19 protein-coding genes and 1 pseudogene are annotated in these 18,800 nt (G+C 66.9%); 17 read left to right on the forward strand and 3 right to left on the reverse strand.

Annotation, left to right across the window (positions count from 1 at the left end; all coding sequences use genetic code 11):
• Nucleotides 1–18 precede the first annotated feature (18 nt).
• From PWF70_RS06600 to PWF70_RS06620, 5 genes are read left to right on the forward strand one after another with little or no spacing between them, the layout of a single operon-like run.
• Entirely contained in the window at nt 19–402 is a 384-nt protein-coding gene (locus PWF70_RS06600; protein WP_075863470.1) for an ArsR/SmtB family transcription factor, read from the forward strand.
• Complete coding sequence (locus tag PWF70_RS06605) at nt 399–893, forward strand: SRPBCC domain-containing protein (RefSeq protein WP_042376653.1); 495 nt, start codon at nt 399–401, stop codon at nt 891–893. Before PWF70_RS06600 ends, PWF70_RS06605 begins: the two co-directional genes overlap by 4 nt.
• Before the next feature lie 4 nt (nt 894–897).
• Nucleotides 898–1,473 (forward strand): maleylpyruvate isomerase N-terminal domain-containing protein, encoded by a 576-nt coding sequence (locus tag PWF70_RS06610; RefSeq protein ID WP_042376654.1) that lies wholly within the window; start codon nt 898–900, stop codon nt 1,471–1,473.
• A 38-nt stretch (nt 1,474–1,511) separates the two neighbouring features.
• The gene (locus PWF70_RS06615) at nt 1,512–2,957 is read left to right on the forward strand and encodes a sigma 54-interacting transcriptional regulator (RefSeq protein ID WP_042376656.1); all 1,446 of its coding nucleotides are present in this window, start codon (nt 1,512–1,514) and stop codon (nt 2,955–2,957) included.
• An 11-nt stretch (nt 2,958–2,968) separates the two neighbouring features.
• A complete protein-coding gene (locus PWF70_RS06620; protein ID WP_279938843.1) occupies nt 2,969–4,972 on the forward strand; it encodes a vWA domain-containing protein in 2,004 nt (667 codons plus the stop codon).
• Nucleotides 4,973–4,988: 16 nt separating this feature from the next.
• Here the strand turns inward: PWF70_RS06620 and PWF70_RS06625 are convergent, their stop codons facing one another.
• Nucleotides 4,989–5,606, reverse strand: a complete 618-nt coding sequence (locus PWF70_RS06625; protein WP_006359676.1) for a hypothetical protein — start codon at nt 5,604–5,606, stop codon at nt 4,989–4,991.
• 133 nt (nt 5,607–5,739) lie between these two features.
• Between PWF70_RS06625 and PWF70_RS06630 the strand changes: the two genes are divergently transcribed.
• The gene (locus PWF70_RS06630; RefSeq protein ID WP_006359675.1) at nt 5,740–6,378 is read left to right on the forward strand and encodes a DUF1707 SHOCT-like domain-containing protein; all 639 of its coding nucleotides are present in this window, start codon (nt 5,740–5,742) and stop codon (nt 6,376–6,378) included.
• A gap of 27 nt (nt 6,379–6,405) precedes the next feature.
• On the opposite strand, the gene PWF70_RS06635 is transcribed toward PWF70_RS06630, so the two are convergent.
• Complete coding sequence (locus PWF70_RS06635) at nt 6,406–7,341, reverse strand: AEC family transporter (protein ID WP_075863469.1); 936 nt, start codon at nt 7,339–7,341, stop codon at nt 6,406–6,408.
• 61 nt (nt 7,342–7,402) lie between these two features.
• Here PWF70_RS06635 and PWF70_RS06640 point away from each other — a divergent pair, with 61 nt between their 5' ends.
• The 5 genes from PWF70_RS06640 (at nt 7,403) to PWF70_RS06660 (ending at nt 11,376) form a co-directional block, all read left to right on the forward strand.
• Entirely contained in the window at nt 7,403–8,137 is a 735-nt protein-coding gene (locus PWF70_RS06640) for a DUF4190 domain-containing protein (protein ID WP_075863468.1), read from the forward strand.
• A 147-nt stretch (nt 8,138–8,284) separates the two neighbouring features.
• The gene (locus PWF70_RS06645) at nt 8,285–9,247 is read left to right on the forward strand and encodes a DUF4190 domain-containing protein (protein WP_286352908.1); all 963 of its coding nucleotides are present in this window, start codon (nt 8,285–8,287) and stop codon (nt 9,245–9,247) included.
• A gap of 179 nt (nt 9,248–9,426) precedes the next feature.
• A complete protein-coding gene (gene rpmF, locus PWF70_RS06650) occupies nt 9,427–9,600 on the forward strand; it encodes a 50S ribosomal protein L32 (protein ID WP_005193867.1) in 174 nt (57 codons plus the stop codon).
• 123 nt (nt 9,601–9,723) lie between these two features.
• Nucleotides 9,724–10,332, forward strand: a complete 609-nt coding sequence (locus PWF70_RS06655; RefSeq protein ID WP_035755624.1) for a trimeric intracellular cation channel family protein — start codon at nt 9,724–9,726, stop codon at nt 10,330–10,332.
• Nucleotides 10,333–10,452: 120 nt separating this feature from the next.
• Entirely contained in the window at nt 10,453–11,376 is a 924-nt protein-coding gene (locus PWF70_RS06660) for a type IV toxin-antitoxin system AbiEi family antitoxin domain-containing protein (protein ID WP_035755627.1), read from the forward strand.
• An 86-nt stretch (nt 11,377–11,462) separates the two neighbouring features.
• Here PWF70_RS06660 and PWF70_RS06665 read toward each other — a convergent pair.
• Nucleotides 11,463–12,231 (reverse strand): annotated as a pseudogene (locus PWF70_RS06665) (SDR family oxidoreductase).
• 188 nt (nt 12,232–12,419) lie between these two features.
• Between PWF70_RS06665 and PWF70_RS06670 the strand changes: the two are divergent.
• The 6 genes from PWF70_RS06670 (at nt 12,420) to PWF70_RS06695 (ending at nt 18,646) form a co-directional block, all read left to right on the forward strand.
• Nucleotides 12,420–13,343, forward strand: coding sequence for an AurF N-oxygenase family protein (locus PWF70_RS06670; protein WP_005193878.1), 924 nt, complete (start codon nt 12,420–12,422; stop codon nt 13,341–13,343).
• Nucleotides 13,343–14,959, forward strand: coding sequence for an FAD-dependent oxidoreductase (locus PWF70_RS06675; protein ID WP_035755629.1), 1,617 nt, complete (start codon nt 13,343–13,345; stop codon nt 14,957–14,959). Before PWF70_RS06670 ends, PWF70_RS06675 begins: the two co-directional genes overlap by 1 nt.
• Nucleotides 14,960–15,018: 59 nt before the next feature.
• Entirely contained in the window at nt 15,019–15,369 is a 351-nt protein-coding gene (locus PWF70_RS06680; protein WP_035755631.1) for a DUF2834 domain-containing protein, read from the forward strand.
• 111 nt (nt 15,370–15,480) lie between these two features.
• The gene (locus tag PWF70_RS06685) at nt 15,481–15,828 is read left to right on the forward strand and encodes a hypothetical protein (protein WP_035755633.1); all 348 of its coding nucleotides are present in this window, start codon (nt 15,481–15,483) and stop codon (nt 15,826–15,828) included.
• Nucleotides 15,828–18,329, forward strand: a complete 2,502-nt coding sequence (nirB, locus tag PWF70_RS06690; protein WP_035755635.1) for a nitrite reductase large subunit NirB — start codon at nt 15,828–15,830, stop codon at nt 18,327–18,329. Before PWF70_RS06685 ends, nirB begins: the two co-directional genes overlap by 1 nt.
• On the forward strand, nt 18,326–18,646 hold the full coding sequence (locus tag PWF70_RS06695) for a Rieske (2Fe-2S) protein (RefSeq protein WP_035755637.1): 321 nt from the start codon (nt 18,326–18,328) through the stop codon (nt 18,644–18,646). Before nirB ends, PWF70_RS06695 begins: the two co-directional genes overlap by 4 nt.
• The last annotated feature ends 154 nt before the right edge of the window (nt 18,647–18,800 follow it).

Genomic DNA, 18,800 nt, shown 5'->3' on the forward strand with positions numbered 1-18,800 from the left:
AACGGTTGAGGAGGGCGAATGGCCGACGAGCTGTCCAAGGTGTTCGCCGCACTCGCGGACCCCACCCGGCGCGACATGGTCGCGCGGCTGGCGGTGTCCGACGCGACGGTCTCCCAGCTCGCCGAGCCGTACGACGTCAGCATCCAGGCGGTCTCCAAGCATCTGAAGGTGCTCGAGGACGCCGGTCTGGTGACCCGAACCCGGGAGGCCCAGAAACGTCCGGTCCATCTGGAAGCAGAGGTGTTCGACCTCATGACCAGGTGGATCGAGCGGTACCGGCAGCGGGCGGAGGAGCGCTACCAGCGCCTCGACGTCCTGCTCGCGGAGATGAACGACGGACCCGAGGCGGAACGTCCCGAGGTTGAGGACGAGAAGACAATCAGGAAAGGAAAGGCGTCATGAGCACCACCGGAACCCGCTACCCCGAGGCCGCGATCGAAGCCGACAAGGAGGTGCCGATCATCCGGATCACCCGCGACTTCCGCGGTACGCCGGCTCAGCTCATGAAGGCGCACACCGATCCCGAACTGTTCGTTCGCTGGAACGGTCCGGACTCTGTCGCCAACCGCATCGTCGAATGGGACGTCCGCGACGGCGGCAGCTGGCACTACATCTCCACGCATGAGGGGCAGGAGCACGGATTCCGCGGCTGCTTCCACACCGTGGGCGAGGACAAGATCGTGCAGACCTTCACCTGGCTGGGAATGCCCGACCAGGTGTCGCTGGAGACACTATGGTTCGAGGACCTGGGTGACGGAACGACGCGCCTGCACGCCCAATCCCTGTGCGACAGCTTCGAAGCACGCGACGGCTGGTTGTCGTCGGGCATGGAGGTCGGCGTCAACGAGGGGTACGCCGGGATCGACAAGCTGCTCGCATCCGGGGAGCTGTAGGCCGATGGGCCTCACCGAACTCGACCCCGCCGCTCGGCATCGAGAGGTCGCGGGCGGATTCGCCGACGCGATCGCCGGCGTCTCCGACTGGGATGCACCGACGCCGGTCGACGGCTGGGTGGCACGGGATGTCGTCGCCCACCTCGTCGACTGGTTCACCGGATTCCTCGACGCCGGCGGCGTGCGATTGCCGGGTGGACCCGACGTCGCCGACGACCCCGCGGGAGCATGGTCGGCGCATGCGGCGGCCGTCCAGCAATTGCTCGACGGCCCGTCGGCGCAGGAGACGTTCACCCACCCGATGGCGGGGGAGCACCGCCTCGCCGACGCGGTCGACCGGTTCTACACCGCGGACGTGTTCATGCACTCCTGGGACCTCGCCCGGTCGCAGGGCGTCACCCCGGACCTCGACCCCGACTACGCCAGGATGCTCCTCGACGGGATGATCCCCATCGACGAACTCCTGCGGGGCTCGGGACAGTACGGACCCGCGGTAGAGGTGCCCGCCGACGCCGACGCCGTCAGCCGCCTGATGGGCTTCGTCGGCCGCGACCCGGCCTGGTCGCCGGGAGCTGCCTGAGCTCGACCGCACGCACGCACATCACAACTCGGAGTAGCGTGGATCACGTGCCAGAGGACAACTTCACCACCCATGGTTCTCAGTCGACCGAAACCCGCCACCCGTCACCCCGCACCCTGGGTGAACTGCGTGCCAGCGGCCACGTGCAGCGCAGCGTGCGCGACGAGATCCGCCACAACCTGCTGACCGCTCTCCGCGAGGGCCGCGACCCCTGGCCGGGGATCGTCGGCTTCGAGGCCACCGTCATCCCGCAGCTCGAACGCGCACTCATCGCCGGCCACGACGTCGTGATGCTCGGCGAGCGAGGCCAGGGCAAGACCCGCATCCTGCGGACCCTCGTCGGACTCCTCGACGAGTGGACGCCGGTGATCGCCGGATCCGAGCTGGGCGAGCACCCGTACGAGCCGATCACCCCGGCGTCGATCCGCAAGGCCGCCAACCTGCTCGACGATCTGCCCATCGAGTGGCGTCACCGTTCGCAGCGGTACAGCGAGAAGCTGGCCACCCCCGACACGTCGGTGGCCGACCTCGTCGGCGACATCGACCCCATGAAGGTGGCCGAGGGTCGCAGTCTGGGTGACCCGGAGACCATTCACTTCGGACTCATCCCGCGCGCACATCGCGGTATCGTCGCGATCAACGAGCTCCCGGATCTCGCCGAGCGCATCCAGGTGTCGATGCTCAACGTGATGGAGGAGCGCGACATCCAGGTCCGCGGCTACACGCTGCGGCTTCCGCTCGACGTGCTCGTGATGGCGAGCGCCAACCCGGAGGACTACACCAACCGCGGTCGCATCATCACCCCGCTGAAGGACCGCTTCGGCGCCGAGATCCGCACGCACTACCCGCTCGAACTCGACGACGAGGTCGCCGTCATCGAGCAGGAGGCCGACCTCACCGCGAGCGTCCCGACCTTCATCACCGAGATCCTGGCGCGCTTCACCCGCTACGCCCGCGACCATCCGTCCATCGACCAGCGTTCGGGTGTTTCCGCACGCTTCTCCATCGCGGCTGCGGAAACCGTTGCCGCCGCGGCACTTCACCGCGCAGCGGTCACCGGTGAGGAGCAGGCGGTCGCGCGCGTCGTCGATCTCGAGTCGGTGGTCGAGGTGCTGCGCGGCAAGATCGAGTTCGAGTCCGGCGAGGAGGGGCGCGAGCTGGAGATCCTCGAGCACCTCATGCGCAAGTCCGTCGCCGACACCGTGCGAGCCCATCTCGGCGGCATCGACATGGCAGCGCTCGTCGACGCGCTCGAGAACGGTGAACCGGTCGTGACCGGCGACCGTGTCCGGGCCGGCGACTTCCTGGGTTCGATTCCGTCCCCGGAGACCACCCGCACCGTGCTCGACGCGATCGCCGAGCGTCTCGACGCCGACATCGAGGGCGAGCGCGCGAGTGCCGTCGAACTGGCACTCGAGGGTCTGTTCCTGGCGCGTCGGATCGGCAAGGAAGCCGACGAGGCCGGCCAGACCATCTACGGCTGAGGGAGAACACATTGGCGCGCAAGAGCTTCCATCGTTCGCGCTACCAGCGGTACACCGGCGGTCCCGATCCGCTCGCCCCGCCGGTGGATCTGCGTGAGGCGCTGGAGACGATCGGCGACGACGTCATGGCCGGTGCGTCGCCGCAGCGTGCCCTCCGGGAGTTGCTGCGTCGTGGCACCCCGAACATGCGCGGCCTCGACAAGCTCCGGGAACAGGTCAACCGGCGTCGGCAGGAACTGCTGAAGAAGCGCAACCTCGACGGTACGTTCGCCGAGATCCGCGAACTGCTCGACCGCGCCGTCCTCGAAGAGCGCAAGCAACTCGCCCGCGACCTCGACGACGACGCGCGCTTCGCGGAGATGCAGATCGGCAGCCTGCCGCCGTCGACCGCGCAGGCCGTCGAAGAGTTGTCGGAGTACAACTGGCGCAGCCCGCGAGCCCGCGAGGACTACGAGAAGATCAAGGACCTCCTCGGCCGCGAGCTGCTCGACCAGCGGTTCGCCGGCATGAAGGAGGCCCTCGAGGGCGCCACCGAGGCCGACCGGCAACGGGTCTCGGACATGCTCAAAGATCTCAACGAGCTGCTCGAGGCGCACAACCGCGGCGAGGACACCTCGGAGAAGTTCGACGAGTTCATGGACTCCCACGGGGATTTCTTCCCGGAGAACCCGCGCAACACCGAGGAACTCATCGACTCGCTGGCACAGCGCGCCGCGGCTGCTCAGCAGTTCTACAACTCGCTGACCCCGGAGCAGCAGGCCGAGCTGGATCAGCTGGCGCAGCAGGCATTCGGTTCGCCGGACCTGATGAGCCAACTCTCCCAAATGGATTCGCAGTTGCGTGCGGCGCGGCCCGGGCTCGACTGGGACAACGCGCAGTCGTTCTCGGGAGACCAGCCGATGGGACTGGGGGAGGGTGCTGCCGCACTGCGTGACATCTCCGAACTGGAGCAGCTGTCCGAGCAGCTGTCCCAGCAGTACGCCGGTGCCCAGATGGACGACATCGACCTCGACGCGCTCGCCCGGCAGCTCGGTGACGAGGCGGCCGTCGATGCGCGGATGCTGGCCGAACTCGAGAAGGCGCTGTCGGAGGAAGGGTTCTTCGACCGAACCGCCGACGGCCAACTCCGGTTGAGCCCCAAGGCGATGCGTCAGCTCGGCCAGTCGATCTTCCGGGACATCGCCGAGCAGTTGTCGGGCCGTCGCGGTGATCGTCAGACCCGGCGTACCGGTCTGCTCGGTGAACCCACCGGTGCCAGCCGCGAATGGGAGTTCGGCGACACCGACCCCTGGGACGTCACCCGGACGGTGTCGAATGCGGTGTTGCGGACCGTCTCCGAAACCACCGAACCGTCGCTCGCGACGTCGGAGATGGCACGTTCAGGCGTGCGCATCGATGTGCGCGACGTCGAGGTGGCCGAGACGGAGAGCCGCACCCAGGCGGCGGTCGTACTCCTCGTCGACACGTCGTTCTCCATGGAGATGGAGGGTCGCTGGACGCCGATGAAACGCACTGCGATCGCGTTGAACCACCTGATCTCCACCCGGTTCCGCAGCGACGAACTCCATCTCATCGCCTTCGGTCGCTACGCGCGGTCCATCGACATCGCCGAACTGACCGGACTGCAACCGCGCATGGAGCAGGGCACCAACCTGCACCACGCGCTGCTGCTCGCACAGCGACACCTGCGTCGCTTCCCGAACGCACAGCCGGTGGTCTTGGTGGTCACCGACGGCGAACCCACCGCCCACCTCGACCCCAGCGGCGAACCGTTCTTCTTCTATCCGCCGCACCCGCAGACGATCGCTTTGACGGTGCGCGAACTCGACCATGTGGCCCGGCTCGGCGCACAGGTCACCTTCTTCCGTCTCGGTGAGGACCCCGGCCTGGCCCACTTCATGGATCAGATCGCCCGCCGGATCGGTGGTCGCGTGGTCGCCCCCGATGTCGACGGCCTCGGTGCCGCGGTGGTCGGTGACTACCTGAAGTCGCGGAAGAGTCGTCGACGCGGCTGAAGAGTCGAGCGCCGGATCAGACGGTGCGCGGCTTCCGTCCGGCGATGGCCCACAACACGATTCCGATCAACAGCAGGACTGCGCCGAAGCCGCCGCCGAAGACGGCGAGGAGAACTCCGCCTACGCCGCTGAAGATCCCGCCGAGGTCGATGGATGCGACCACCACGCGGTCGCTGCAGGTGAAGGAGTATGTCCCGGACTCCTTCACCCCGAAGGACTCGAAGGACCTCACCTGGGTGCCGTCGTAGGTGAACTCGGTGGTCACCCCCGATTCGCGCTCCAGGGCCGCGGGACCGGTGATCTCGCAGGAGGGGTCGCCGGCCGACGACTCCGGGGTGAAGAGCGCGAAGGTGTCTCCGGCGGCGTAGTTCTGCTCGCCGGTCGGGTCGACGACGAAGGCCTGTTCCGCCTGGTCGACCACCTGGCTGATCCCGCCGACGGCGAGTGCGATGCCGATCGCCAGCGAGGCCACGAGGACGACGATGCCGACGGCGGTGAGGATCTTGCCCCAGAGCCGCATTCCGCTGCGGTCCTTGGGCGGTGTGGGCGGTGGATAGCCGCCGGGCGCGCCGTATGGGCCCGACTGATAGGGGTTGCCAGGGCCGTACTGGCCGGGATCGTAGGGCTGGCCCATGGGTCGCCTCCAGGGGGTAGGGGTGAATGGATTATGCCCCTCCGCGCGTCGGTCGGTGGGCTGATCGTCGGGGTCGACTCAGGGTGGAAATCAGGGTGGTCGGACTGCGGAGTGGCCACTAGGGTTTCCAGATGTGACCTCCTCCGGCGATCTGCCCGTACCCGACGATCGACGGGCGCGTCTGCGTGCCGCCGACGCCGATCGGGAACTGGTACACGAAATCCTGTCCGCAGCCATGGCCCACGGCAGCCTCTCGCTCGTCGAGTACGAGGAGCGTGCGGGAAAAGCGGTGAGGGCCAAGACTTTCGGTGACCTGGACGAGTTGACAGACGACCTCCCGGTCGCGCAGCTCGGCGTGGCGATGCCGGCGGCGACGATGTCACCCGGCCCGCGGGTGACCGGCGGGAGCTCCGACGCCGCGGTGCGACATCGACTGGCGATCATGTCCGGCAGCGAGCTGTCGGGGACGGCGGTGGTCGCCGACGCCCTCACCGCCACCGCGATCATGGGCGGTGTCGAGATCGACCTGCGCGAGGTCGAGTTCACCGCACCCGTTCTCACCGTCGAGTGCGTCGTGATCATGGGTGGCGTCGAGATCAAGGTGCCCGAGGGGGTGACCGTCGAGGTCGGCGGACTGGGGATCATGGGCGGTTTCGGCGGCAAGTCGCAGAAGTCGCCGCGCCCGGGCGCACCTGTCGTGCGCGTGACCGGGTTCGCACTGATGGGCGGCGTCGAGGTGAAGGTCGTTCCGCGCGAGCACCCGGACGAGTGACGGTGCCCGGCCGGCGCGCCGCCGGGCTCAGGCCAGCAGCAGTGCGATGACGGCGATCGTCGGGATCGAGGCGAGCGTGGTGATCAGAGCGGTGTCCCGGGCGATGATCTGTCCCCGCCGGTAGCGGGTGGCGTAGACGAGGACGTTCTGGGCCGTGGGAAGCGCGGCGATCACGACCTGGGCGAACAGCGCCTGACCGGTCTGACCGAACCCCCAGCGCGCGATCACGTACACGGTCAGCGGCATCGCGACCATCTTCAACACCGCGGCGAGCGCGATGTCGCGGCGCGGACTCTCGCCCTTCTTGAACACCTGGACGCCGGTGAGCGACATACCGAAGGCCAGCAGCGCCGCCGGCACCGACGCGTCGCCGAGCATCTTCAGCGGCGACATCACGGCCGCCGGTGGCATCAGCCCGAGCACCGACACGATCAGTCCGGCGATCCCGCCGACGACGATCGGGTTGGTCATCGGAGCGATCAGGGAATTGCGGACGAGGGAACGGCCGGCAGTGGGCTCGAGGGCGGTGAGGTCGAGTGTCACCAATGCGATCGGCGACAGGATGAGGATCTGGAACATCAGCAGCGGCGCGATGAACGACGCGTCGTCGAGGACGAAGATCGCGATCGGCAGGCCGAGGTTGACGCTGTTCACATACGACGACGCGAGTGATCCGATGACCAGTTCCGGCACGGGTCGTCGTAGCCACAGCTTGGCGATGACGAGATAGATGCCGGCGATGAGAAACGCGCTGCCGCCGGCGATGACCAGAGTCGAGGAGAAGATCACCGACAGATCCGAGGTGACCAGCGAATGGAACAGCAGTGCCGGAGTGAAGACGAAGAACACCAGGCGGGACAGGACCTCATGCGCGTGGTCGCCGAGCACGTGTGTCCGGCCGAGTAGATAACCGACCCCGACTACTATGAAGATCACCGTGAAGCCGGAGATGACGCCAGACACCGCTCGAGTGTATTCATCAGGGTGAGAAGCGGATTTATCGGATCGAACGAGGGGGTTGCGGGTGTCATATCCACCAGGGCAGGGATCGGGCCAGGGCCAGGACGACTGGGGGACGGTGCCGAGTTCCGGGTCCTCTGGACCGCAGTCCGGGGCATCGGGTCCGAACCTCAGCAAGGGCGATCAGGGGCAGAGCTCCCCGGACCATGCGCCGACCGAGTTCGCGCAGACCTACCAACCGGGCCCTTCGTCGGATCCGCAGGGCCAGAATCCGTTCGGTCAGAACCCATACGGACAGAATCCCTACGGGCAGAACCCGTACGGTCAGCCTCAGGGCCAGGACCCGTACAACCCGAATGCATACGGCCAGCCGCCGGGTGCGAACTACGGCCAGTACGGCGATCCGTATCAAGCCGGTTCGGCGCCCGCGTACGGGTCGGCCGCCTACGGCGCCCAGAATCCTTACGGCGCTGCGCCTTATGGCGGTTACGGCTATGGCGCCCCGCAGACGTCCACCAACGGCAAGGCGATCGGCGCACTGATCTGCGGCATCGTCGCCTTGGTGATGCTCGCTGCCTGCTTCCCGCTGGCGTTGCCGCTCGGCATCGCAGGCGTGGTCCTCGGATTCATGGCTCGACGCGAGGTCGAGCAGTCGGCAGGAACCCAGACCGGCACGGGTATGGGACTGGCCGGGATCATCACCGGCGGGTTGGGAATCCTGGGTGCGATCGTGTGGATCGTGCTCTTCGTCATCCTGATCGCCGCCGGCAACTCGATGGACTCCGTCTACTACTACTGAACGAATTTCGGGCCGATCTGAGCCTGCGATCGTCGACTTCTGCCCAGTTCGAGGCGTTCTCTCACTACTCTGTGACCTGCGCAGCCAACGCGCCGCGCACGAACGATCCTCGCGCCGCGACGACGCACGGCTTGTGAAAGGCATCTGATGTCGAACCCGACCGGAGGCGGGGATCCACGAGATCCGTCCTCCACACCCCAGTCCCCGTCGGATCAGGTGTCGCCGGGTTCGGCGCCCGAACCGACCCGGTCTCCGTACGAGCCGACGCAGAAGGTGTCGCGGGCGGAACTCCTCGGCCAGTCCGACGAAGCCGGTTCGGAGGAGACCACCGAGCCGGTGCGGTCGACCCCGGGCACGGCCACACCTCTGACCTCCACGCCGGGCGCCGGTCCGGAGGGCACCGAGGTGGCGCCGTCGCACAGCCCGGCCGACGGTGTCACCCGCGTCATCAGCACCGCCGGCGCACCGGGCCAGACGCCTCCGGTTCCGCCCGCGTCCGCCGCACCGCCTGGTCCGGCGCCGTCGGGGTACGACTCGACCCGCGTCATCTCGACGCGGCCGCCGGGTGGGCCCGCCGGACCCGGTGGACCTGCCGGACCGGGTGGCCCGCCGCCGGGATATGGGCAGCAGGGTTACGGACAGCCGGGTCCCGGGCACCCAGGGCCGCCGCCCGGGTACGGCGGGCCCGGATCGTCGGGCTATGGGCAGCCAGGGCCCGGGCCGCAGGGCCGGCCGGGCTACGGCCCGCCGCCGGGGCATCAGCCGTACGGGCAGCAGTCGCACGGCCAGTCGCCGGCGGGGGAGAAGCACGCCGGCGATGGTCCCTACGGTGAGAATCAGGCCGACGGGACCCCGAAGACCAACACTCTCGCGGTGGCTGCGCTGGTCGCCTCGCTGCTCGGTCTCGTGTGCATCGGCGTCGGCGGCCTGATCGGGCTCGTACTGGGCGTCGTCGCACGCAAGCAGATCGCGGCGTCGGGCGGCAGGGAGACCGGCGACGGCCTCGCGCTGACCGCCATCATCATCGGCCTGTTCATCATCGTCATGTGGGTGGCGTATTGGCTGGTCGTACTGTTCACCGGCGTCGAAAGTCCCTGGTCATACTTCTGACGCAGGCCTGCGAACCGTGGCGGTCGACCGCCATTTTGGAGCTGGGCGGTCTCGCCAGGTAGTCTGGTCGGGTTGTGTGCCGCGCCCGCGGGGGCCGATTGGCGCACTGACTCGGGTCGATCGGTGGCGCTCTGCGTTGCCAACGGCCACGCAGACCACAGTAGGAGAAGGGCTCAACCATGGCTGTACCGAAGCGCCGGATGTCGCGGGCGAACACCCGTAGCCGTCGTTCGCAGTGGAAGGCGGAAAACCCCGCACTGCAGGAAGAAAAGGTCAACGGCGTCCCCGTGCGGATTCCGCGTCGACTCGTGAAGGCCGCTCGCGCGGGCATCATCGATCTGGATCGTCGCTAGCCTTTCCGGTTGCCGCCTCGGCACCGCGAATTTTCACATGGACGGCCGTCCCCGGTAACCGGGGGCGGCCATTCGTGTGTGGTCCGCGGGTCCAGGGCGCCCGGGCCCTGAGAGGAGTGGAAGGTGCTTCTCGATGTCCTGAACTTCGCGGGTGTCGCGGTGTTCGCGGCCTCGGGTGCGATGGTCGGTGTTCGCAAGGACTTCGACATGTGGGGCATCGTCACGGTCGGAGTGCTCACCGGTGTCGGTGGTGGTGTCCTGCGTGACGTGCTGCTCGGCATCAACCCGCCGACCTCGGTCGAGGACTACGGCAACGCGCTGACCGCCACGATCGCGAGCCTGCTCGTCTTCGCCTTCCACCCTGCGTTCACCAAACTCCGCAAGTCGATCCTCGTTCTCGACGCCTTCGGTATGGGCCTGTTCGCCGCGACCGGCGCGTCGATCGCGGTCGACGTCGGCGTGAGTTCTTTCGCCGCCACCGCCGTCGGGCTCATGACCGCCATCGGTGGAGGCGTGCTGCGTGACGTGATCTCCAACGAGATCCCGCTGCTCCTCCAGCCCGCCGACCTCTACGCGATCCCGGCACTGATCGGTGCCACGGTCGTCGCGGTCGGCTCGTACCACACCCCCGTGCCTCAGTGGGTCTGGCTGATCGTCGGATCGATCCTCGCCACCGGGTTGCGCCTGCTCGGCCTCAAGTTCGGCTGGCGCCTCCCGACCGCCCGGAACTGACCCGCCACAAACCCTCCCCTTTTCGCCAAACCCAGCACCCGCCAGGGTGCTGGGTTTGCCCATCTCTGGTGGGTTTGCGGAGAGTGGGTCCAGACGAACTCGCCGTGCGTCTGAATACGTATGGAGATACCCACCGATAAGTTCGGACTGGCACGCCGCGCGAGCATCGTCGGCACCCACACCTCGGACAAGGTGCTTCGGGGAAAGGTCGCATCGAAAGAACTGCACCGGCTGTGGCCGGGCGCAATGGCCGACTTCGCGGCCGTCGAGCAACTCGACGACGTGGAGAAGCATCGGCTCACGGTCATCGCGGCGGCGAAGGCCGGCGACCCGAATCGCATCTTCAGCCATGTGTCGGCGGCCGCGATGCACCGATTGCCCCTGCTGTGGCCCGACCTGACCCGCGTCCACGTGGCGTCGCCGAAGGTCGGCAAGCTGAGTGCGCGCGTCGTCCGACACCAGGGTGCGGTGGATCCCGAGGATGTCGAAGTCGTCGACGGCGTGACCGTCACGTCGATCGAACGAACTGCTTGTGATGTCGCGCGTCTCGGGACCAGCCGTCAAGCACTCGTCGTACTCGATGCCGCACTCCGTATGAAGGCCGACGCCGAACGAATGCAGGCGATCCTCGAGTCCTGCCGCCGCTTCAAAGGCGTCGAGATGCTGCGCCGCATGCTGCCGCATGCAAACGTGCTGTCCGAGAGCGTCGGCGAATCCCTCAGTCGCGCAGTCATGCTCGACTTCTCGGATCTGCCCGTTCCGCAACAGCAAGTGCGCATCGTCGACGATCGCGGCGAGTTCATCGCACGCGTCGACTTCTTGCTGGCGGACAAGGTGATCGGTGAGTTCGACGGCCTGGTCAAGTACAAAGGAACCTTCGACGGGAAACCTGCCTGGCAGACCGTCGTCGACGAGAAGATTCGCGAGGACAAGCTCCGCGCGCAGGGTTATACGGTCGTCCGCTGGACGTGGCAGGACTTGCGCGACGAGGCCCGTTTCCACGCGACGCTGCTCAAGGCACTCCGCGGGGCCGACGTCGCCTGAGGCCCCACAAACCCACCACCGATCGCCAAACCCACCGCCGACGGGGGTGCTGGGTTTGGCGAAAAGGGGTGGGTTTGCGGAGGAGGCTACTGCGCGATGAACTTGTTGACGGTTCGGTTCAGGAAGTTCGGGATGAACTTCGCGGCGTTGCCGAGGAAGAGGGTCTGCGCGCCGACGGAGTAGCTGGTGCGGTGCAGGAGCTTGTCCTGGCGGGTGGGGTGCACGGACTCCCAGACCTTGTCGGCGACCTGCTCGGGGGTGATACGGATGCCAAGGGTTTGTTGGACTTGGAGCCGCCGGTGGCCAGGGCGGTCTTGGCCCACAGAGGCCAGATGCTGACGGCGCGGATGTCGTCGTGCTCCCACTCGAGTTCCAGGGCCTCGGTGAATCCGCCGACGAAGAACTTGGTGGCCGAGTAGACGGCGATGCCCGGCTGGCCGTAGATCGCCGACGCCGATGCGATGTTCACCAGGTGTGCACCCGGGGTCTTCTTCAGGTACGGGTAGGCGGCCTGCGCGCCGAGGCGACGCCGAGTGCGTCGATGTCGATCTGGCGCTTGATCTGCTCGGGCGTGATGGCGTCGATCTTGCCCTCGTGCAGGATTCCGGCGTTGTTGTCGAGGACGTCGAGCTTGCCACCGGTGTGGGAGGTGAACTCAGCGAGAGCGTCGGCCCACTGTTCCGGTTCGCGGACGTCGAGGGTGCCGGTGATCCAGTCGGGGTGGTCGGCCTTCACCTTCGCGAGGGCGTCGACATCGACGTCGTATACGCCGACCGTCCAGCCCTCGCGGTCGAAGCGTTCGGCGGTGGCGAGGCCGATCCCGGCCGCCCCGCCGGTGATGAAGATGGATGACATGCGAACCCCCATGGTTGATCGTGACGGCATCGACGGCGCTGACCTGCGACAACCGTTTCAGGCGCCGAACTTACTCGTCAGTATATTCATCGATTCGTTTACTGGGTCACGCCGCGGTGCTATCTTGACAACACACATTGTCATTACATCGATCATTGTCATGGTCGACGACCGGAAGGCGAGTTCGCATGACTGCCGCGATGGAACGAACCGAGAACGTCATCAGCATGCGTGACCAGGGCACCGAGGAGGTTTCCGCACGTCTCCTGGCGTCGGCTGCCCGTCTGTCCCGGAATGCGATGACCGAGATCGACTGGTCCCAGCCGATGGACCCGACGAAGTACGGGTGCAGCCCCGAGTGGTCGTCGCTGTACGGCACCGACTACTGGGACGAACTGACCGAGGAGCAGCGGATCTCGGTCACCCGCCACGAGTTCGCCTCGATCATGAACATCGGGATCTGGTTCGAGATGATCCTGCAGGAAATGGTCATCCGCGATCAGTACCTCGGCGACTACCACGGCTCCGAGTTCCAGTTCGCACTCACCGAGGTCGCCGACGAATGCCGGCACTCGCTGATGTTCGCCAAGGCCTCGGAGAAGATGGTCGGTACCTCCTACCGGCCGTCGAAGAAGGTCGCCCGCCTCGGCAAGATCTTCATGCAGACCGCGAAGAACGAGGTCTCCTACGCCGGAATCCTTGTCGCCGAAGAAGTCCTGGACGTCTTCCAGCGCGGCTGCATGCGCGACGACCGCGTGCTCGACTTCATCCGCACGGTCAACGAGATCCACGTCCTCGAGGAATCGCGCCACATGAAGTTCGCGCGTGAAGAGGTGAGGGACTCGCTGGAGGGCGTGAGCTGGGCACGACGCCAGTTCAGCGCTCTGGCGGTCTCCATCGGCGCGTACTACATCGTCACGAGTCTGGTTCAGCGCAAGGCCTTTGCCGACGCCGGCCTCGACGCCGACCGTGCGGTCCGCGAGATGCGCTCGAACTCGCACTTCCACTCGATGATCCGCTCGAGCTGCGTCCACCTCATGGAGTTCCTCGACGAGGTCGGACTGCTCACCAAGCCCGCCATGCGGTACTACCGGAAAGCGCACATGCTCTGATGTTCGTCATCACCCAATCATGTTGCAGCGACGCGGCATGCGTGTCCGTGTGCCCGGTGAACTGCATCCACCCCACCCCTGAGGAACGCGGCTTCGGCAGCTCCGACATCCTGCACATCGATCCGGAGGCCTGCGTCGACTGCGGCGCCTGCGCCGATGCGTGTCCTGTCGACGCGATCTATCCCGCGGACAAGCTCGGCACGCGCGACAAGGTGTTCATCGACATCAACGCCGACTACTACAAGCGCAACCCCGACGTCCGGTCCGGATGGGTCCCACCGACCGACGACGAGTCGGCGGGCGTCACCTACCCGCACATCCCGAAACTGCCTGCCGGCCTACGGGTTGCGCTGGTCGGGACCGGGCCGTCGGGCGGCTACGCGCTACGGACACTGCTCGACCGGACCGAGGCGACCGTCACCGTCATCGACAAGCTGCCGACTCCGGGCGGACTGGTCCGCGCCGGTGTGGCACCGGATCACCCCGGCACCAAGGGTGTGCTCCGCGGATTCGACCTCCTCTACCGCGACCCACGCGTCACCATGCTGACCAATGTGTCGGTCGGTGACGGCCCGGACGAGATCACCCCGGCCGAACTGGCCGAGCATTTCGACGCCGTGTTCTACGCCGTGGGCGCCAGCGAGTCTCGTCGCCTGGGTATTCCGGGCGAGGATCTGCCTGGTTCGACGTCGGCCACTGATCTGGTGGCCTGGTACAACGGCGTGCCCGGTGTCGACGAGGGGCCGCCGTTGCGCCGGGGAACCGCCGACGATCCGGCAACCGGGCGCGCGGTCGTCGTCGGCACGGGTAATGTCGCGCTCGACGTCGCACGCATCCTCGTGTCGCCGCCGGAGTTGCTGGCCACCACCGACATCGCCGATCGTGCGCTCGAGATCTTGCGCGAACAGAACGTCCACGAGGTGGTGCTGCTCGGTCGTCGCGACCAGGCCGCCGCGGCGTACACCGCAGCGGAATACCGTGCGCTGTCGGAGATCCCGGGTGTCGAGGTCGAGGTGTTCGACGGCGCCGACGGACAGGTTCCGTCGTTGGGTGAACCCGCCGACCGGTCGCGACGTCGAATCGTTTTCCTGTTCCACAGCACACCGGAGGAGATCGTCGGCAACCCGCAGGTGCAGGCGGTGACCGTCCGGACCGGCGAGGGCCGGCACCACGTCGCCGCCGACCTCGTCGTGCGCTCCATCGGTTACCGCTCGACCGCGATCCCGGGTCTGGCCTTCGACGACGAGCGCGGCATCTTCCGCAACGCCGACGGACGACTCGTCGACGAGTCGGGCGAGGTCGTCCCCGGTGGTTACGTGCTGGGCTGGGCCAAGCGCGGACCGAGTGGCGGGATCGGCGCAAACAAGAAGTGCGCCACCGAAACCGTGGAGGACTTCATCGCCGACGCCGCGTCGGGTCGTCTGCAGCGCACCCAGCGCAGCACGGGTGAGTTCACCGCCTTGGTGCGCAAGCGCGTGCGGACCGTCATCGGTTACCGCGGCATGCGCGCCATCGACCGCCGTGAACGCCGGCGCGGCGTCGAGCAGGGGCGTCCTCGCGTGAAGTTCACCCAGGTCGCCGACATGGTCGGTGCTGCCGGCTGGCGAAAGGCCTGAGCGCCGTTCCCTCTTCGTGTCACCATCAGGGCATACGACACACATTCGGAGGAGGCGCAATGGCGTACGAGGGTATGAACCAGAAGTGGCGGGAGCGTTCGCTGTTCGCCGTGTTCGTGACCGCGCTGGTCACCCAGAACGCGATCGCGATCCCGTACGTTCAGCGGAACGGGCCGGAGTCGGTGAAGGACTTCTTCGTCGGCGACATCATGAAGACCACCCCGGGCCGCTTCGCGATGGTCGACCTGCTCTTCGTGGTGATCGCCTTCCATCTGTGGGCGTTCGGCGAGGCCAGGCGATTGCGCATCATGCCCTGGTGGTTCGCGTCGGTGGTCCTCACCTTCGGGGTCGGTATCGCGACGGCGATCCCGTTCTTCTTCCTCGCCCGCGAACGCGCTCTGCGACGCTGAACTCCCAGATCCGCACTGCTCTCGTGGCTGCGGATGCGGCGTGAGGACCAGACAACGCCGACGTAACACCGAGGCAAGTCGCATTTCACGCGGCGCGCGGATAGTGGCGGCATGTCGAGTACTCCGCACTTCCTGCAGGGTGTCTTCCCGTTCGCGGGAGCGGGCCTGACCAAGTCCGGGCCCATCGACCCGTCGTTGACGTTCGTGGTGCCGTCGGGAATGACGGCCCAGCCGTTGTACTTTCGCGGGGGTAACAGTTCCGGCGAGTTGGTCTGCGTGACGCTGATGCGCGACGGGACGCCGATGCGGATGTTCCCGATGGGGGCGCGGTCGGCGGTCAACGTACCGCTGCGGGTGGTCGAGGACGTCGACCCCGACACGACACTCGAACTCGTGATCGCGGCCCCCGAGGGCGCGAGCGGCGAGGTCGTGGTCGACTTCGGGATGGTCGTCTTCTGATGGCGGGCTCTCAGGACCTGCAGGAACGACGACGCCTGGTTGTCGTCGGAAACGGTATGGCCGGCGCGCGCACGGTCGAGGAGATCCTCGAACGCGGTGGCGGTGACCAGTTCGACGTCACGATGGTCGGCGACGAGCCGTACGGCAACTACAACCGCATCATGCTCAGCCATGTGCTGGCCGGTGAGGCCACGGTCGACGACGACGACCTGATGCTGAACCCGATGGCCTGGTACCGCGAGCACGGCGTCACCCTGTACGCCGGCGACCGCGCCGAATCCATCGACCGGTTCGCCAAGACGGTGACATGCGCGTCGGGCCGGGCCATCGACTTCGACGTCCTCGTCATCGCGACCGGCTCCCACACGTTCTTCCCCAACATGGACGGCCTGCGCGAACCCGACGGCAAGCTCGCCCGCGGTGTGTTCGGCTTCCGGACCATCGAGGACACCAACGGCATGCTGCAGATGGCGACCTCGCGTGATCACATGCGCGCCGTCGTGATCGGCGGCGGCCTGCTCGGTCTCGAGGCCGCTTACGGCCTGCAGACGCAGGGAGTGGCCGTCGACGTCGTGCACTCGCCCGGGCACCTGATGAACCAGCAGCTCGACGAGCGCGGTGGGCGCGTGCTGCGCAACAAGATCGAGTCTCTGGGCGTGGGTGTCCACACCGGCAAGCGCACGACGTCGGTGCTGCGCAACGACGACGGGACGGTCGCGGGAGTCGGCTTCACCGACGGTGAGTCGCTGCCCGCCGACATGATCGTGGTGACCGCCGGTATCCGGCCGAACGTCGGGATCGCGCGCGGAGCCGGACTCGTCGTCGAACGCGGGATCGTCGTCGACGATCAGATGCGTTGTGAGGACGAGGCATTCATCTATGCGGTCGGGGAGTGTGCGCAGCATCGCAGTGAGGTGTACGGACTCGTCGCCCCGCTGTGGGAACAGGCGGTGGTTCTCGCCGACGTGCTGACCGGCGCGAATCCCCGAGCCGAGTACCACGGTTCGCGCCTGACCACGAAGCTCAAGGTCGCCGGCGTCGACGTCGCGGCGATGGGTGTCAAGGGTCCGGAGCGGGACGACGACGAGTTCGTCCAGTTCTACGAACCGCGCAGCGGTGTCTACAAGAGTGTCGTGGTCCGGGACAACAAGCTGATCGGCGCCATGCTCCTCGGCGACATCTCCAAGGCGAACTTCCTCACCCAGGCCTTCGACGAGAAGGTGCCGCTGCCGGACGAGCGCATCTCGATGCTGTTCGACCTGGGGACGCCGAGCGCGGCGACCGGTGCGGCCGAACTCGCCGACGACGTACAGGTCTGTAACTGCAACGGGGTCACCAAGGGCGACATCGTGAGTTGCGTGGCGTCGGGTTGCACGAGCGTCGGCGAGGTGTGCGCGAAGACGCGCGCCGGCAAGGGATGTGGGTCGTGCAAGGGGCTCGTCGCCGACATCGTCGAATACGCTGCCGGGGACGCCCTGACGGCGGATGCCTCGGCGGACTGGTACGTTCCGGCGATTCCGCTCACCAAACCCGAGCTCATCGGCGCGATCCGGCGGCAGAACCTGCGGTCGGTCAGTGAGGTCTTCGAGAAGCTGGCACCGGCGGGGGAGGACGCGACCGCGAAGATGCCACTCGCCTCGCTGCTTCGGATCATCTGGGGATCGGACTGGAAACGTGAGCCGGGTGCACTGTTCGTCAACGACCGTGTGCACGCGAACATCCAGCGGGACGGCACGTTCTCGGTGGTCCCGCAGATGAAGGGCGGGGTCACCTCGCCCGAGCAGTTGCGCAGGATCGCCGACGTTGCGGAGAAGTATTCGATCCCGATGATCAAGGCGACCGGGGGTCAGCGACTCGACCTGCTCGGCGTCAAGAAGGAAGACCTCCCAAAGGTGTGGGAGGACCTCGGCATGCCGTCGGGTTACGCCTACGGCAAGTCCTTCCGGACCGTGAAGACCTGTGTCGGAACCGATTATTGCCGTTTCGGTCTCGGCGACTCGACGCAGCTCGGCATCGACATCGAGACCCGCTATCAGGGCCTGGAATCGCCGGCGAAACTCAAACTCGCCGTGACCGGTTGCCCGCGCAACTGTGCCGAGGCGCTGTGCAAGGACTTCGGTGTGGTAGCCATCGGCGACGGCAAGTGGGAGATCTACGTCGGCGGTGCTGCCGGTGCCCACATCCGCAAGGGCGACCTGCTCGCCACCGTTGATTCGCCCGACGAGGTGGTCCGGTTGTGCGGCATCTTCATCCAGTACTACCGCGAACAGGGCAAGTGGCTCGAGCGGACCTATGCCTTCGTGCCGCGCATCGGCATCGAAGAGTTGCGCGCGATCATTGTCGCCGACCGTGACGGCTTGGTGGCGGGGCTGCAGGAGCGCATCGACGAGGCGGTCGCCGCGTACGTCGACCCCTGGCTCGATCGGACCGAACCCAAGTCGCCTGCTCAGTTCACCCCTGCTCTGCCTCTGTTGCCGCTCCCTCAGGTGCCGGTCCGATGACCAGCGTCGCCGAACCGGGTGTGGTCGTGGGGTCGGTGGGCGACCTCGAGTTCGGGGAGAGTCGGGCATATGCGGTGCACGGCAGGCAGATCGCGGTGTTCCGCATGACCGACGGCACACTACGCGCCACCGAAGCGGTGTGCCCGCATCGGGGAGGGCCGTTGGCCGACGGTCAGTTCGACGAAGCCAAGATCGTCTGTCCGTTGCACCAGTACGCCTTCACGTTCGCTGATGGTGGGTGTACGTCGGAGGGGATCGGCTCGATTGCCGTGTACCGCGTCGAAGAGCGCGACGGGGACATCATCGTCTGGCTGTAGTCGCTTACGAGCTACCTGATGCGAAAGAAGTGATGCGATCCTTCGCTGCGTGAGGTGTGAGGAGCGTTGGTGCCTACCGTCTGCTGCCTGATGTGTGGGGAGCGGTGGTGCCTACCGTGTCCATGGCCATGAGAAAGTCCCCACTGGTGGCCAG

The sequence above is a fragment of the Gordonia sp. Swx-4 genome (genome assembly GCF_030316175.1).
Lineage (GTDB): Bacteria > Actinomycetota > Actinomycetes > Mycobacteriales > Mycobacteriaceae > Gordonia > Gordonia alkanivorans.

What these genes read in the sequence shown, in the direction of transcription:
- PWF70_RS06605 (WP_042376653.1), top strand. Translation starts at nt 399, where the DNA reads ATGAGCACCACCGGAACCCGCTACCCCGAGGCCGCGATCGAAGCCGAC.
- PWF70_RS06625 (WP_006359676.1), bottom strand. Translation starts at nt 5,606, where the DNA reads ATGGGCCAGCCCTACGATCCCGGCCAGTACGGCCCTGGCAACCCCTAT.
- PWF70_RS06660 (WP_035755627.1), top strand. Translation starts at nt 10,453, where the DNA reads ATGGAGATACCCACCGATAAGTTCGGACTGGCACGCCGCGCGAGCATC.
- PWF70_RS06675 (WP_035755629.1), top strand. Translation starts at nt 13,343, where the DNA reads ATGTTCGTCATCACCCAATCATGTTGCAGCGACGCGGCATGCGTGTCC.
- nirB (WP_035755635.1), top strand. Translation starts at nt 15,828, where the DNA reads ATGGCGGGCTCTCAGGACCTGCAGGAACGACGACGCCTGGTTGTCGTC.
- PWF70_RS06685 (WP_035755633.1), top strand. Translation starts at nt 15,481, where the DNA reads ATGTCGAGTACTCCGCACTTCCTGCAGGGTGTCTTCCCGTTCGCGGGA.
- PWF70_RS06610 (WP_042376654.1), top strand. Translation starts at nt 898, where the DNA reads ATGGGCCTCACCGAACTCGACCCCGCCGCTCGGCATCGAGAGGTCGCG.
- PWF70_RS06695 (WP_035755637.1), top strand. Translation starts at nt 18,326, where the DNA reads ATGACCAGCGTCGCCGAACCGGGTGTGGTCGTGGGGTCGGTGGGCGAC.
- rpmF (WP_005193867.1), top strand. Translation starts at nt 9,427, where the DNA reads ATGGCTGTACCGAAGCGCCGGATGTCGCGGGCGAACACCCGTAGCCGT.
- PWF70_RS06670 (WP_005193878.1), top strand. Translation starts at nt 12,420, where the DNA reads ATGACTGCCGCGATGGAACGAACCGAGAACGTCATCAGCATGCGTGAC.
- PWF70_RS06680 (WP_035755631.1), top strand. Translation starts at nt 15,019, where the DNA reads ATGGCGTACGAGGGTATGAACCAGAAGTGGCGGGAGCGTTCGCTGTTC.
- PWF70_RS06600 (WP_075863470.1), top strand. Translation starts at nt 19, where the DNA reads ATGGCCGACGAGCTGTCCAAGGTGTTCGCCGCACTCGCGGACCCCACC.
- PWF70_RS06645 (WP_286352908.1), top strand. Translation starts at nt 8,285, where the DNA reads ATGTCGAACCCGACCGGAGGCGGGGATCCACGAGATCCGTCCTCCACA.